The organism is Microbispora bryophytorum (genome assembly GCF_006874465.1).
GTDB classification, from domain to species: domain Bacteria; phylum Actinomycetota; class Actinomycetes; order Streptosporangiales; family Streptosporangiaceae; genus Microbispora; species Microbispora bryophytorum.
Genome location: NZ_VIRL01000005.1, coordinates 21,629 through 35,991, shown reverse-complemented (window position 1 = coordinate 35,991; position 14,363 = coordinate 21,629). Strand labels below are relative to the sequence as shown.

The 14,363-nt window shown below is 71.8% G+C and carries 11 protein-coding genes and 1 riboswitch; of the genes, 7 read left to right on the top strand and 4 right to left on the bottom strand.

Annotated features, from left to right (window positions below):
* Positions 1–33: 33 nt before the first annotated feature.
* Positions 34–2,280, top strand: coding sequence for a protein translocase subunit SecD (gene secD, locus FLX07_RS12120; RefSeq protein ID WP_142570723.1), 2,247 nt, complete (start codon positions 34–36; stop codon positions 2,278–2,280).
* Positions 2,281–2,333: 53 nt separating this feature from the next.
* On the opposite strand, the gene FLX07_RS12115 is transcribed toward secD, so the two are convergent.
* Positions 2,334–3,047, bottom strand: a complete 714-nt coding sequence (locus FLX07_RS12115; protein WP_142570721.1) for a glycoside hydrolase family 25 protein — start codon at positions 3,045–3,047, stop codon at positions 2,334–2,336.
* Between the two features lie 12 nt (positions 3,048–3,059).
* Positions 3,060–3,205: riboswitch (cyclic di-AMP (ydaO/yuaA leader) on the bottom strand.
* A gap of 355 nt (positions 3,206–3,560) precedes the next feature.
* Here FLX07_RS12115 and uppS point away from each other — a divergent pair.
* The 4 genes from uppS (at position 3,561) to FLX07_RS12095 (ending at position 8,333) form a co-directional block, all read left to right on the top strand.
* Entirely contained in the window at positions 3,561–4,286 is a 726-nt protein-coding gene (gene uppS, locus FLX07_RS12110; protein ID WP_189104914.1) for a polyprenyl diphosphate synthase, read from the top strand.
* Positions 4,283–5,758 carry an oxygenase MpaB family protein gene (locus tag FLX07_RS12105; RefSeq protein WP_142570719.1) on the top strand — a complete coding sequence of 492 codons (1,476 nt, stop codon included), beginning with the start codon at positions 4,283–4,285 and terminating at the stop codon, positions 5,756–5,758. The genes uppS and FLX07_RS12105 overlap by 4 nt, the downstream gene beginning before the upstream one ends.
* A 198-nt stretch (positions 5,759–5,956) precedes the next feature.
* Positions 5,957–6,529: a flavin reductase family protein gene (locus FLX07_RS12100; RefSeq protein WP_142570718.1), complete on the top strand. Its 573-nt coding sequence runs from the start codon at positions 5,957–5,959 to the stop codon at positions 6,527–6,529.
* A gap of 118 nt (positions 6,530–6,647) precedes the next feature.
* A complete protein-coding gene (locus tag FLX07_RS12095) occupies positions 6,648–8,333 on the top strand; it encodes an alpha/beta hydrolase (RefSeq protein ID WP_142570716.1) in 1,686 nt (561 codons plus the stop codon).
* Here FLX07_RS12095 and FLX07_RS12090 read toward each other — a convergent pair.
* Together FLX07_RS12090 and FLX07_RS12085 are read right to left on the bottom strand one after the other, a co-directional pair.
* Positions 8,319–8,933: a TetR/AcrR family transcriptional regulator gene (locus FLX07_RS12090; protein ID WP_142570714.1), complete on the bottom strand. Its 615-nt coding sequence runs from the start codon at positions 8,931–8,933 to the stop codon at positions 8,319–8,321. The two genes, FLX07_RS12095 and FLX07_RS12090, sit on opposite strands and share 15 nt — an antisense overlap.
* A 58-nt stretch (positions 8,934–8,991) precedes the next feature.
* Positions 8,992–10,263: a C39 family peptidase gene (locus tag FLX07_RS12085; protein WP_142570712.1), complete on the bottom strand. Its 1,272-nt coding sequence runs from the start codon at positions 10,261–10,263 to the stop codon at positions 8,992–8,994.
* A 302-nt stretch (positions 10,264–10,565) separates the two neighbouring features.
* On the opposite strand from FLX07_RS12085, the gene FLX07_RS12080 reads away from it, so the two are divergent.
* Together FLX07_RS12080 and FLX07_RS12075 are read left to right on the top strand one after the other, a co-directional pair.
* Positions 10,566–11,408 (top strand): D-alanyl-D-alanine carboxypeptidase family protein, encoded by an 843-nt coding sequence (locus FLX07_RS12080; RefSeq protein ID WP_223853352.1) that lies wholly within the window; start codon positions 10,566–10,568, stop codon positions 11,406–11,408.
* 156 nt (positions 11,409–11,564) lie between these two features.
* Positions 11,565–13,139, top strand: coding sequence for a M28 family metallopeptidase (locus tag FLX07_RS12075; RefSeq protein ID WP_142570708.1), 1,575 nt, complete (start codon positions 11,565–11,567; stop codon positions 13,137–13,139).
* A 183-nt stretch (positions 13,140–13,322) separates the two neighbouring features.
* Here the strand turns inward: FLX07_RS12075 and FLX07_RS12070 are convergent, their stop codons facing one another.
* A complete protein-coding gene (locus FLX07_RS12070; protein ID WP_208762176.1) occupies positions 13,323–14,204 on the bottom strand; it encodes a DMT family transporter in 882 nt (293 codons plus the stop codon).
* Between the last annotated feature and the right edge of the window lie 159 nt (positions 14,205–14,363).

Genomic DNA, 14,363 nt, shown 5'->3' with positions numbered 1-14,363 from the left:
GACCTTTCCCACTCGTACGCCTGTGGAGGCTTCATGTCCCGTGCGCCCATGTGGCGTGCGGTGGCGGCGCTCGCCGTCATCGCGACCTCACTTCTGCTCGCCCTCACCATGGCCCCGCGCCTCGGCCTCGACCTGCGCGGCGGCACCCAGCTCGTCTTCGAGACGAAGGACTCCCCCACGGTCAAGGCGGACGCCGACGCCACCGACCGTGCCCTCGACGTGCTCCGGCGCCGGGCGGACGCCCTCGGAGTCGTCGATCCCACCCTGGTCCGCTCCGGCGAAAGGCGGATCATCGTCGAACTGCCCGGCGTGCTCGACCCGCGCGAGGCCTCCGCGGTCATCGGCAAGACCGCCCAGCTCAACTTCCATCCGGTGCTCGGTCCCGCCGAGGGCGAAGACAGGGACGCGGTCGCCGACGAGAGCGGCCAGAAGCTGAAGCTCGGCCCGGTCGCCCTCAGCGGGGCCGGCGTCACCGACGCCGCCGCGCGCAGCGACCCCCAGGCGGGGCCCGGCTGGTTCGTCACGATCGACTTCAAGGAACCCGGCCCCTGGCGGGAGCTGACCGGGAAGGCGGCCTGCGCGCCGCCCGGCGACCACAAGCGCCGCGTCGCCATCGTCCTCGACAAGGAGATCATCTCCTCGCCGCAGGTGGACGAGTCGATCGCCTGCGAGGTGGGGATCTCCGGCGGCACCACGCAGATCACCGGGTCGTTCACCCCGCAGGAGGCACAGAACCTCGCGGTGCTGATCAAGGGCGGCTCGCTCCCGGTGCCGCTGGAACTGGTCGAGCAGCGCACGGTCGGCCCGACCCTCGGCGCCGACGCCATCGCCGCGAGCGCCAAGGCCGGCCTCGTCGGGGTGATTCTGACCGCGGTGTTCATCGGCGTCGTCTACCGGCTGGTGGGCGTGCTGGCCGCGGTCGCGCTCGCCTGCTACGGCCTGATCTCGTACGCCGGGCTCGTGGCCATGGGGGCCACGCTCACACTGCCCGGCCTGGCCGGGTTCGTCCTGGCGATCGGCATGGCGGTGGACGCCAACGTGCTGGTCTTCGAACGGGCCAGGGAGGAGTACGGCGCGGCGCCCCGCCGGGGCCTCAAGGCGGCCCTCGACCGGGGCTTCAAGAACGCCTGGAGCGCGATCGCCGACTCCAACATCACCACCCTGCTCGCCGCGGGGCTGCTGTTCTGGCTCGCCTCCGGGCCGGTGAAGGGCTTCGGCGTGACGCTGGCCATCGGCGTGCTCGCCTCGCTGGTCTCGGCGATGCTGATCACCCGGGTGCTCACCGCGGCCCTCATCGCCAGGATCGGCCCCCGGGCGTCCGGGATCGGCTCGATCGGCCGGGTCAGGACCTGGTTGACCCGGCGCGACCCGGACCTGATGCGCGGCAGGCGGCTGTGGCTCGCCGTCGCGGCCGGGCTGCTCGTGCTGGCGGGGGCGGGGCTGGTCACCCGCGGCCTGAACTACGGCGTCGAGTTCACCGGCGGCCGGATCGTGGAGTTCGGCACGAGCAAACCCGTCGACGTCGCGGCGGCCAGGCAGGCGGTGGCGGACGCCGGGTTCCCCTCGGCCGTCGTGCAGCAGTCGGACGACGCGATCTCGGTCCGCACCGGGCAGATCAGCGCCGACGACGTGGTCCGCATGGAGGAGGCGCTGGACCGGAGTGTGGGCGAGGTCGCCAAGCAGCGCGACGAGCTCATCGGGCCGAGCCTCGGCGAGGAGCTGCGCCGCAACGCGCTCATCGCGCTCGCCGTCGCGCTCGCGGCGCAGCTCGCCTACCTGGCGTTCCGGTTCCGGTGGACGTTCGGCGCGGCGGCCGTGGCGGCGCTGTTCGTGGACGCGGCCGTCGTCGTCGGAGCGTTCGCCTGGATGGGCAAGCCGATCGACGGGGTGTTCCTGGCCGCGATGCTCACCATCATCGGCTATTCGGTCAACGACAAGGTCGTGCTCTTCGACCGGGTGCGGGAGCTGTGGCCGGTGCGGCGCGGGGAGCCGTTCGTCCGGGTGGTGAACACCGCGATCCTGCAGACCGTGCCGCGCACGGTCAACACCGGGCTCGGTGCGCTGTTCATCCTGGCGGCGCTGGCGGTGTTCGGCGGCGACTCGCTGCGCGACTTCGCCGTCGCCCTGCTGATCGGCATCATCGTGGGGACGCTGTCGTCGTCGTTCGTGGCCGGACCGGCGGCGATCGCGCTGGAGAAGCGCACCACCCAGCCGCCACCGGTTCCCGCGGCCCCGCGTGCCAGGCCCGCGCGGCGCGACGGTTCCGGCGCCGTGGTCTGACCCGGCCGGCCCGGGTTCCGGGGTGGGGCGTCCCACCCCGGGGCCCGTACGGGCTACGGCCGGCCGAGGGCGCGCAGCTGGGCCGGCGTCAGCGTGGAGACGTTCTGGTCGATGGGCGAGTCGGTGTACTGGTGGATCGCCCAGGACTTCCAGTCGGCGGGCGGCGTGATGTCACCCGGGGCCTTGCTGTAGTGGGCCACCCACAGGGGGTACTGGCCGAGGCCGCGGCCGTACTTGTTGGCGAAGTTCCACCCGCTGTAGAACATCGGCCTGGCGCCGGTCTTGGCCGTCACGTACTCCAGCCAGGTCTTGGCCCACTTGTTGACGTGCTCGACGGACTCGCCGTCGGTGTCCTCCAGGTCGAGGACCAGGATGTCGCCGGGCTTGCTCGGCTGCGAGTTCACCACCTTGAGGAAGTGGTTGGCGTCGGCGATGGGGTCGTCGGAGGGGTGGCCGTAGTGGTAGGCGCCGCGGACGATGCCCTTCTTGGCCAGCTCCTGCCAGTGCCGGGGGAAGGACGAATCGACCCAGTCGGTCCCCTCCGTGGCCTTGATGAAGCCGAACTGCGCGCGGCTGTTCATCCAGTCGTGGTCGGCCTCGTAGCCGGAGACGTCCTGGCCGTACGTGTGCGGGTTCGCGTAGGCCGGGGCGGGCAGGGCGACGCCCGCCGTGACGGCGGCCGAGATGGCGAGGGTCGCCGCCGCGAGGGCGGAGCGCAGGCGCCGGCGGGAGGGCCGGCTCCCGGGGGAGAGCCGATGGGTGCACATGACGGGGTTGACTCCTTGCTTCCATGCCGCCTACCGGGTTAGCTGACGGGTTCGGGCAGGAAGTGCCCTACGGGCGCATCTGGGGGCCTGCGCGCCGATTCACCCCGAAGAGAGTGGGTCCCCGGCTCCACATGACGCGGATTCGGCGGCCGCGCGATCACCGCGCGGTCCGGGCAACGACACGGCAACGGATATGGCGCTGAAGTGTGGCCGGGTACCCCTGCCGTGTGGCCTAAAGGTACACACATCCCCAGAAAGGTGTAAATAGGACAAAACACGTCTTTACCTGGGCCGATGCCGTCGGGGGCCACCCCGCCAGCCGGGGCGGTCGTCCGGGACCGAAACCTCCGAAGTAAGGACTGTGACTACCAACGGTAAGTAGTCGCTCTCTCACGCACCGTGAAATGGTCGTCGCCGAGGGGTCCTGGGAGACCCCGCAACGGTCTCGGAAAGGGTGTCAATGGGAGTCTTCCGTCGTGTCCTCACCGTCCGCGTAGTAGCTCTCACGGCAGGGTGAGAGACATCCCTCGTCACGTGGCGTGCGTCATGGACGGGAACGGCCGGTGGGCCGCACAGCGGTCGCTGCCCCGCACCGAGGGGCATCGGGCGGCGGAGGTCGCCGTGATCGACGTCATCGAGGCGGCCCACACGGCCGGCGTCGAGTGGTTGAGCCTGTATGCCTTCTCCACCGAGAACTGGCGGCGCCCGGCCCCCGAGGTCGACGTCCTGCTGCGACTGGTGCGCCGGGCCGTCCGCAAACACGCCCTGTCACTGCACACACGCGGGATCCGCTGCCGATTCCTCGGGGTCGCCGACCCGCGAATCCCGCCCGCGCTGGCCCGGGACATCGCCGATTTGATGACGCTGACCCGCGACAACCGCCGGATGACGTTGACGGTGGCCTTCGACCACGGCGGCCGCCGCGACATCGTCGAGGCCGCCCGGTCGCTGATCCGCGACGGGGTGCCGGCCGAGCTGGTCACCGAGGAGAGTTTCGCCCGCCGTCTGCCCCACCCCGACATGCCGGAGGTGGACCTGGTCATCCGCACCTCCGGAGAGCAGCGGATCTCCAACTTCATGCTCTGGCAGGTGGCATACGCCGAATGGGTCTTCCCCCGGGTGCTGTGGCCGGACTTCCGGGCCGGGCACTTCTGGGAATGCCTGGAGGTCTACCGACGGCGCGACCGCCGGTTCGGCGCCGCACAGGCACCGGCCACCACAGGAAAGGGATGTCAATGAGCGACGCCACAGCGGCCGGAACAGACGCCGATCCGCTCGGCCCGGGATCGATGCTCCACCAGTTGACCCGGCAGACGCGCTGGGGGCTGGTGGCGACCCGGGCCATCGTCTTGGAGGCCGCGCACCCGCAGATCGGCGCCGCGCTGATCACCAATTCGACCTTCGTCGCGCACCCGTGGCGCCGGCTGCGCAACACCGTGCTCAGCGCACAGCGAATGGTCGACCCCGACGCGCGGGTGCGGCAGCGGGAGGCGGCCCGGCTCAACCGCCTGCACGCCCGCATCACCGGGACCGACGTCGAGGGCCGCCCGTTCAACGCCGCGGATTCCGAGGCGCGCGCCTGGGTGGTGGCGACGCTGTTCGAGTCCACGGTCACGATGTGCCGGTTGAGCGGCGAGTCCCTCGACGGCCCCACCTTGGACCGGCTGTACGCCGAGTTCCAGTCGTTCCTCGCCCTGATGGACCCCTACGGCGGGAAGCTCCCACCCACGCTGCGGGAGTTCTGGCGCTACTACGCGTCCGTCGTCGAGGAGCGACTGGAGAACACCGAAGCGGTCCACGTCGTCCTCGACCGCCTGTTCGCGCAGGTGCCCGCTCCCCCGCTGCTCCGCGACCGGCCTGCGGTGTGGGCGGCGGGCAGGGCGCTCGCTGGTCCCGCCGCCACCGCGATCGTCGTGGCGTCGCTGCCCGAGCCGCTCCGCGCGCGCCTGGGGCTCGCCGAGTTGCCGGGCACGCGCACGCTGATGCACGCCGCCTACCTGTCCACCCGGCTCGCGACCCGGGTGCTGCCGGAGGCGTGGACGCGGCTCGACACGGTCATGACCATGCTCGACCCGGCGTACGCCCCGCAGCGCAACGACGACGTCCCGGCCGGGGCACCCGCGCCGGAAGGGCTGCGCGCGCTGGACGGGCTACGCCGTGGTGTGTCGAAGGCGGGGGCGCTCCTGCGCCTCCTCACGCCCGATCCGGAGACGCCGGCCGCCGGCGACGCGGCGACGCGCTCCGCCGCACGGTTCTTCTCCGAGGTCCTGGACCAGACCGGCGACGGCCACCTCGACTGGCCCGACCTCGCCGCGATGGCCCGGGAGATCGCCACCCGCCTCGATCTCGACGTCCAGGACGAGGACCGCCTGTTCGCCGCCTTCGCCGACTGGTGGCGCGAGCTGCAGAAAGAGCTCGACACCGACGGCGACGGACGCATCACCGGCCACGAGTACGCCGCGGCCGCCGCCGCCATGGCCGGCTCCGCCCTCATCAGGATCGCCGAAGTCCTGTTCGACGTCACCGACACCGACGACGACCAGGTCATCGACGCGCGGGAGTACCGGGCTCTCTTCCGCACGGCGTTCGACCACGACCCGGGCGGCGGAGGCGAGCAGTTGACGCGGGGCGAGTTCGTCCGCCGGTTCCTGGGCTTCATGGCGGGCCGTCGGCACTCCGGCGTCTACGACCAGATGTTCGCCCAGTCCTGACGGCATCGCCTCCTGGTGCGCCCACGCCGTGCGAAAGCAGCGGCGGCTCTTCCGTGACGCCAACTGGACAGACGCCGCGAACACGACGATCATCCCGATGAGCGAGAGGCTTCCGTTGACCGGGATCCCGTGCGATCCGCTCACGAGGGGTTTGTAAGTTCGTTACGTGAGGCACCGACACGCACGCGAGGTGAGTCCATGACCGCTGCACACGCCGACCCCGAGTTCACCGAGGTGGCGCCGCCGGCACCGGCCGAGTTCCGGCGTGCGCTGGGCATGTTCGCGACCGGCGTGACCGTGGTCACGGGCCTCGACGACGGCGAACCGGTGGGCTTCGCCTGCCAGTCCTTCGCATCGGTATCCCTCGAACCGCCGCTGATCCTGTTCTGCGCCGACCACAAGGGCCACGCCTGGCCGCGGATCAGGAAGTCGGGCCGCTTCTGCGTGAACGTGCTCGGCGAGGACCAGGTCGATCTGTGTGGCCGGTTCGGCTCCAGCAAGGGCGCCAAGTTCGCGGGACTCGACTGGGACCTGTCGCGGTGGGGAACTCCGGCGTTGCGGCAGGTGCTGCTGCGCGTGCACGGCGAGGTGCGCGACGTGCACGTCGCGGGGGACCACGACGTGATCATCGGTCACGTGTGCGAGCTCGAAACCGTCGACACCGAGCAGCGCCCGATGCTGTTCTTCCGCGGCCGGTTCGGCGTGGAGCAGGACGACCAGGCCGCCGCCCTCGGCCCCAACCTGTGGGGATGGGGCGACCACTGGGGCTGAGCACCCGCACCCGCTCCCGACGACCGGGACGTGCCCCCACCCCGTGCGTGACCCGTTCGTGACCTTGATAGCCTGCCTGCCCCAGAGGCCGGCGGACGGTTCGTGGATCGGGGATCAGATGGGGGAAAGACAGCGGCTGCGTCTCAATCCTCCGCTGGACACGGCCGGGATCGTCCTCGCCGCCGCCTTCTTCTCCCTGTCCCTCACGCCGTCGTTGCTGCCCCGGCCCTGGACGCTGCAGGGGATCATCGCGGGCGTGCTCACCGCCACCGGATACCTGGTGGGAGTGTTCGCCGGCGCGCTCCTGCGCCCAGCCGCGGCACGACTCCCGGCGAGGTGGCGCGCGGCGTGGAACCGCACGGGACGGCGGCGGGTCCGGCGCCTGGTCGCGACGTTCGGCTGCGGTCTCGGCGCCGCCTCGCTGGTCCTGGGCGTGCGCGCGCAGCAGGACATCTACGTGCTGATGGGACTGGACCCGCCGGAGCGGCTCAACTACCTCGGCGTCCCGCTGATCGCGGCGGCCCTGTTCCTCGCCCTGCTGGCCGCCGCCCGGGCGTTGCGGATCGCGGCGCGGGCGCTCGGCCGCCTCCTAGGGCGGTGGTTTCCCGCCACGGCCGCGCAGTTCGCCGCGGGGCTCGGGGTGGGCGTGCTGGCCGTCTTCCTGACCGACGGGATCCTCGCCGAGGCCCTGCTCAAGGGGGCCGACCGCAGCTTCGCCGCGATCAACACCGAGACCGCCCCCGGCGTCACCCCGCCGGTGGCCGCCACGCTGTCGGGCAGCCCCTCCTCGCTCGTCTCCTGGGCGTCCCTCGGGCTTGAGGGCCGCGCCTTCGCCGCCGACGCGCCGGCGGTGGGCGAGCTGAGCCGCTTCAGCGGGCGGCCCGCCGTCGCCCCGATCCGGGTCTACGCGGGGCTCGACTCCGCCGAGACCACCCGCGAAAGGGCCGCCCTGGCCGTACGGGAACTGGAGCGGACCGGCGCGTTCGGCCGCAGGGTGCTCTGCGTGATCACGACGACCGGCACCGGCTGGGTGGACCCGCAGGCGGCCGCCGCCCTGGAGTTCATGTACGGCGGCGACACCGCGCTGGTCTCCATGCAGTACTCCTACCTGCCGAGCTGGCTGTCGTTCCTGGTGGACCGCGAGCGGGCCATGACGGCCGGGCGCGAGCTGTTCGACCAGGTGTACGCCCGCTGGTCGAAGCTGCCCGCCGGTCACCGGCCCAAGCTGCTGGTCTTCGGGGAGAGCCTGGGGGCGTTCGGCGCGGAGTCGGCGTTCGGCGGCGACCGGGACCTGCGCGAGCGCACCGACGGCGCGCTGTTCGTCGGGCCGCCGGACAGCAGCGCGCTGTGGCGGCGGCTCGTCGACGGCCGCGATCCCGGCAGCAGGGAGGCGCTGCCCGTCTACCGGGACGGCGAGACCGTGCGCTTCGCCAACCACCCCTCTGACCTGAATCTCCCCGCGTCACCGTGGAACGCCCCGCGGGTCGTCTACCTCCAGCACCCCTCCGACCCGATCGTGTGGTGGACGCCCCGGCTCGTCCTCACCCGGCCCGACTGGCTGGAGGAGCGGCGCGGCGCCGACGTGCTGCCCTGGATGCGGTGGTATCCGTTCGTGACGTTCTGGCAGATCACCGCCGATCTGGTGTTCTCCCTCGACGCGCCCCCGGGGCACGGGCACGACTACGACGGCGAGGTGATCGCCGCATGGGCGCGGATCGCGCCGCCGGACGGGTGGGACGACGGGCGGACCGCGGCGCTGACCACCCTGCTCGCGAAGCGCGTGGCAGGGTCAGGCGCCCGATGAGCCGCCCGATGAGCCGCCCAGTGAGTCGAGCCACCCGATCAGCCGGGCCCCCTCGCGCGTCATGATCTCGGGGTCGCGCAGGGCGTTGGCCAGCAGCGACATGCCCTGGTAGGCGCCCACCAGGGTCAGCGCGAGACCGTCGGGCTCGGGCAGGCCAAGCTCGCGGAACTGGCGCTCCACCCAGTCGAGCAGCAGCCGGATCACCCGGCCCGCCTCCGCGTCCAGGCCGCCCTCGTCGCGTTTGTCCAGCTCGGCGGCGAGTGTGCCGGTCGGGCAGCCGTACCGGGCCGCGAGATCGCGCCCGCCGACCCACGTCTCCACCAGGCCCTTGAGCCGCTCCCGGGGGTCGGGCAGACGCTCCAGCCGTTCGGTGAGATCCCGCAGGTGGCGGGCGTGCTCGGCCAGCGCGGCGGCGACGAGCTCGTCCTTGGTCTTGAAGTAGTAGTACACGTTGCCGACCGGCACGTCGGCGGCGCGGGCGATGTCGGCGATGGTGGTCCGTTCCGCGCCCTGCTGGTGCACCACCTCGGCGGCGGCGGCCATGAGCCGCTGCCGCTTGGCGCTCGCGGCCCTCACCCGGACACTCGTCGAGTCAGTCACCTGACTGACTATAGGAGGGCCGGGCCCGGGTCCAACACCGCCGGGCCCGGCGTGACCGTCACCAGTTGGCCGGCAGCCCCGGCGTGGTGGGCGGCAGGGGGCGGTTCTTCGGGTGGATGACGTACACGATCCCGCCGCTGCCGGTGCTGCGCAGCCAGACGTTCTCGAAGGCGGCCCGCGGGTAGACGTGGCGCACCGCGTCGTTGTCCGGCGACGCGGGGTCGTTGGCGATCACGTCACCGTCGGCGGTGAAGCCGATGATGACCATGAGATGACCGTTGGTGCCGTATCCCGCGCCGGGCAGTTCCTCGGCCTTGAACGACTGCGAGGTGACGACCGGGATGCCGGCCCGGATCAGCCGCTCCATCTCGGTCAGCGAGCGGAGCCGGGTGACGAATCCCTCCAGTCCGTACCGTCCCGCGTAGGCCGTGTTGAACGGCCAGTTGCCCGCTCCCTCGTACGCGTAGTCGTAGGTGTACCGGGCGGCGTAGTCGACCTCGGGGTTGGGATCGGAGGGATCCACCCAGGAGGTGTCCTGCTTGCCGGGCCACTTGCCCCAGTAGCCGAGGACCATGGTGGTCGAGGTCGGGCTGCACCACGCCTCTCCCCCGCCGTCCCACTCTGGGTAGTGGCCCTCGTGGACGTTCTGCGACCGGCGGGGCACGGGCAGCTCGACGCCCCAGGCGATGCCGCCGGGGCTGACCGGGACGCTCGCCCGGTCGGGCACGGCGGAGGCCATCGCGCCGAGTTCGCGCACGACCGGCTGCACGGCCGAGCCCGGCGTGCGGTACAGCGTGACGCGCAACTGGTAGGAGGTGATCGCCTTGCCCGCCGCGGCCACGAACGTGTCGACCGAGACGGTGCCGTCGGCGTCCCGCTGTCCGGACAGCGACGTGCGGCGGATGTCCTCGTCGCCGTACGCCCAGCGGCCGAGTACGTACCACTTCGTCTGCCCGGCGGAGTGGCGGCCGCGCATCTCGACCTGCAGCCAGCTGCCGGCGGGCACGTCGGCGTTCCAGGAGGCCACCAGCTCGGTGGCGGCGAACCCGATGGGACGCTCGGTGCCGGTCCACCGGGCGTACTCCCAGGTCTTGGTGCCGAGTGCGTCGCTGTAGGAGATCGTGCCCACGGGGGCGGCGAAGGACAGGGTGTTGCCCGGCTTCACGCCCTCCCGCAGGCCGGGCCCGAAGTGGGCCCGCTGGTAGACGACGTCGACGGCGGACGTCGCGGGCGGCGGCGGGGGCTTGGCCACGGCCTCGGCGGCCGTGGAGGTGACGGTGATTGAGGAGGTCATCAGAAGGGCGGACAGGAACGCGGTCAGCACGCGCATGGCTCACCTCGGGGTCTCGTCGGCGCCCTCGACGGTAGAGACCGCAGCCCGTCCGGCACATCGGCAGGAATACGTATCCGCTGACGATGGTGCGCTGGGAGCACCGCGGTCACCACCGGCGACGGCGGGCGGCGGATCCGCCACGAAGCGGCGGCGAATTACCCGAGAAGCCACACCAAACCACATATGTCACATGAGTGTCGGCACTTTGCCGATATTTTGCGATGTTTCATCCGAAATGCCCGAATAGTCATGGCACGCTGATTCGCATGTCCGCTCGGAAACTTTCTCTTGGTGTCTCCATGGTCGCTTTTGCCCTGGTCACGGGGGTGGCGTCGCCGGTTCTCGCGCCTGCCGCCCTGGCCGCACCCGGCCCGGCGCGGCACCTTTCCACGCTCGCGTACGCGCCGCCGCAGGTGCATGGGCGGGCCGTCTATCTGTGGGACGCCACGACCGGGAAGGACCTGCTGGACAAGCAGGCCGGCAAGCGCATGCCGGTCGCCAGCCTGACCAAGATGATGACCGCCTACATCGTCCTGCGCGACGCGAACCTCGACGACGAGGTCACGATCAAGCGGGAGGACGTCGAGTACGCCGAGGACAACGACGGCACGACGGCCGACCTCGAGCCCGGCGACACCCTGCCGGTCCACGAGCTGCTGTACGCGCTGCTGCTGCCCTCGGGCGCGGACGCGGCGCACGCCCTGGCCCGCGTGTACGGCCCCGGCGTGCCCGGTTTCGTGGACAAGATGAACGCCACCGCACGCCAACTCGGACTGAACGACACCCTCTACGTCAACGCCGACGGGCTCCCGACCTCCCATGGCGACGGTTACTCCACCGCCCGCGACCAGGCCAGGCTCGCGGAGATCGCGCTGCGGAACCCGGTCTTCAAGAAGATCACGTCGACCAGCGAGCACTCGACGGAGGACGGCCGGTACGACTGGTACAACACCAACCACATGCTCGGCCTGCCGGGCGCGATCGGCGTGAAGACCGGCTCGACGAACGCCGCCGGGTTCTGCCTGGCGTTCGCGGCCGACCGGGGCGGCCACCGGCTGATCGGGATCATCCTCGGCGAGAACGTCGCCAACCGCCGCTGGGACACCGCCGAGACGCTGCTCGACTGGGCGAGCGACCGCTGAGCCAGCGCGCGGCGAGGCGGGCCCGCGCAATACCCCGGCGGGCCAGAAAACAGGTCCTTTCCGAATCAGTCAAACCCGGTTAGGTTCCCGATCAGTGTCCATCGGGAGCAGACCATTGGACCGTTCGGACCGTCATTGGACCCAAAGGAGAGCCCAATGCGCGCCTCGCTTGGCATGCGGGCCGCCGTCGCCACCGCGGCGTCCGCCCTCGTGCTTCCCCTCCTGCCGGCCGCACCGGCGAACGCCGATCCCGGCCCCGCCCGCATCGCGCAGACGGTGGTCGCGTCGGCGGTGAAGAAGCATCTGCGCAAGCTGCAGGACATCGCGAACGCCAACGGCGGCACCCGCGCCGCCGGCACTCCCGGTTACGCGGCCTCCCGCGACTACGTCGCCGGAGCGCTGAAGAAGGCCGGCTACACGGTGACCCTGCAGGAGTTCGACTTCCCGTTCTTCAAGGAGAACTCCACCGCGGTCCTGCAGCGGACCGCGCCCTCCGCCAAGACGTACGCGCCCACCCCGCCGGACGGCAGCAGTGTCGGCGACTTCGCCACGATGACCTACTCCGGATCGGGAGACGTCACCGGAGCCGTCCGGAACGTCGACCTCGTGCTGCCTCCCGGCCCCACGGCCAACACGTCGACCTCCGGCTGCGAGGCCGCCGACTTCGCCGGCTTCCCGGCCGGCGCCGTCGCACTGGTGCAGCGCGGCACCTGCAACTTCCAGGTGAAGGCCGAGAACGCGCAGGCCGCGGGCGCGTCCGCGGTGATCATCATGAACGAGGGCCAGCCCGGGCGCACCGACACCCTGCAGGGCACGCTGGGCGAGCCCACCGTGCACATCCCCGCCGTGGGCGTGAGCTTCGCGGTCGGCGAGGAGCTGTCCGCCGCCGGCACGTCCGTACGGGTGAAGACCGACACCACGAGCGAAATCCGTAAGACCCACAACGTCGTCGCCGACTCGCGGTGGGGCGACGCGAACAAGGTGGTGCAGCTCGGGGCGCACCTCGACAGCGTGCTGGCGGGGCCCGGCATCAACGACAACGGCTCCGGCAGCGCCGCGATCCTGGAGGTCGCCACCGCGTTGGGCAAGATCCCGACCAGGAACAAGCTGCGCTTCTCCTTCTGGAGCGCGGAGGAGCTCGGCCTGCTCGGCGCCGAGCACTACGTCGCGAGCCTGTCCCCCGCCGACCTGGCCAAGATCAAGGTGTACCTGAACTTCGACATGGTCGCCTCCCCGAACTACGCCCTGAAGATCTACGACGGCGACGACTCCGACGCCACCGGCGCCGGCCCCGGTCCCGAGGGCTCCGGCGAGATCGAGAAGCTCTTCGAGAAGTACTTCGACACGCTCCGTCAGCGCCACAACGGCACCGACTTCGACGGACGGTCGGACTACGGGCCGTTCATCGCGGCCGGGATTCCGTCCGGCGGGACGTTCACCGGTGCCGAGGGCGTCAAGACGCCCGAGGAGCAGACGATGTTCGGCGGCACCGCGGGCCAGGCGTACGACCCCTGCTACCACCAGGCCTGCGACACCACCGCCAACATCAGCGACAAGGCCCTCGCGCTGAACACCGGCGCGATCGCCACCGCCGCGGCCGTGTACGCGTTCAGCCGGGACCTGCCCGGTCCGGACAACCGCCCCACCGCGGCCGCCGCGCGCACCGCCGCGGCCACCACCGGTTCCACCGCTGCTCACCGCAGCCGGGGGCACGCCGCGCCCGCTCAGTGATCCCCGCGCCGATCCGCACGCGGTAGCCGTACCCGGTAGCCGTACGCGCGGGCCCCGCCGGCCGACCGGCGGGCCCCTCACCGGGGTCGTCACCCCGTAAGTTCACGTCGCCGCATCGTGTGGACCACAGCCCGGCCGGTGCGGCCCGACGTGCCGAGGTCGACCGAGTAGCCCGCCCCCGGTTCAGGTGCGGTCGCGAGGGGCCTGCTGCACCTGCTCCGACTTGGCCAGGAACGGCGAGCGGCCGAGGATGACGATCCCCGCCACGAGCGCCACCAGGCCGCCGACCTCCCCCGCGAGAGCCGGCGGATCGACGCGCAGGCGCTCGCCGAAGATCACGACTCCCAGGACGATCCCGATGATCGGCTCGGTCGCGGTGGTGGCGGGCAGCGAGATCCGCAGCGGCGCGGCGTCGAAGGCGCTCTGGTTGAGCAGGATGCCGGTCGCCGCGATCACGGGGAGCAGGTAGGGCTCCCACGAGGTGAACAGCGCCACCGGTCCCCATGCCAGGATCAGCAGGGACCCGCGGGTCAGCGCGTCCTGGAGGCCGTACAACGCCCCCGCGGCCGCGGCGAGCAGCATCGCCTTGGGCTGCAGGGGCATCCGAAGCGCCACGGCGACCACGCCCGCGGCCACTCCCACCACGGCCAGCACGGCGATCCACACCGCGGAGCCCGGCGCCGGCACCCCGCCGCCCTGGGGGCGGCCGGCCACGAGGAAGGCGGCCACGCCGCCGCTGACCAGCACCGCGCCCAGCCACTCCGCCGCTCCCAGGCGCTCCTTGTAGAACAGGGCCGCGGCGGCGAGGGCGAAGATGAGGTTGGTCGCCAGGAGCGGCTCCACGGACGCCACGTCGGCACGCCGCAGGGCCAGCGCCCCGAGGACCTGCCCGCCGATCATCGCGACGATCCCCGCCAGCCAGACCGGCTTGCGCGCCAGGTCGAACAGCAGGCGCACGTGCAGCATCTCGCCCAGCGGTTCGGTGTACGCGACGTGCTGCTGCGCGACCCAGCCGAGGCCGAGGAAGGCCGCCGCCGCGAGACCGAGAACCACCGTGACGATCACGGCGGCGCCCCGCCCGCCGGAGCCCTCGGCATCATGACCGGTCCCTCCCCTCGGCGGCGGGGTCTCCCCCTGTATTCGCCCATCCCCCGCGACGGCGACCTCATGTCCGGTGTTAGGCTTCTGGGCAGTCGTCCAAGTCGATCGTCCAAGTCGACCGAC

Bases quoted from the DNA above. Each gene is read 5' to 3' on its own strand.
- FLX07_RS12085 (WP_142570712.1), bottom strand. From the start codon at position 10,263: ATGCGCGTGCTGACCGCGTTCCTGTCCGCCCTTCTGATGACCTCCTCA.
- FLX07_RS12105 (WP_142570719.1), top strand. From the start codon at position 4,283: ATGAGCGACGCCACAGCGGCCGGAACAGACGCCGATCCGCTCGGCCCG.
- FLX07_RS12075 (WP_142570708.1), top strand. From the start codon at position 11,565: ATGCGCGCCTCGCTTGGCATGCGGGCCGCCGTCGCCACCGCGGCGTCC.
- secD (WP_142570723.1), top strand. From the start codon at position 34: ATGTCCCGTGCGCCCATGTGGCGTGCGGTGGCGGCGCTCGCCGTCATC.
- FLX07_RS12095 (WP_142570716.1), top strand. From the start codon at position 6,648: ATGGGGGAAAGACAGCGGCTGCGTCTCAATCCTCCGCTGGACACGGCC.
- FLX07_RS12100 (WP_142570718.1), top strand. From the start codon at position 5,957: ATGACCGCTGCACACGCCGACCCCGAGTTCACCGAGGTGGCGCCGCCG.
- FLX07_RS12115 (WP_142570721.1), bottom strand. From the start codon at position 3,047: ATGTGCACCCATCGGCTCTCCCCCGGGAGCCGGCCCTCCCGCCGGCGC.
- FLX07_RS12080 (WP_223853352.1), top strand. From the start codon at position 10,566: ATGGTCGCTTTTGCCCTGGTCACGGGGGTGGCGTCGCCGGTTCTCGCG.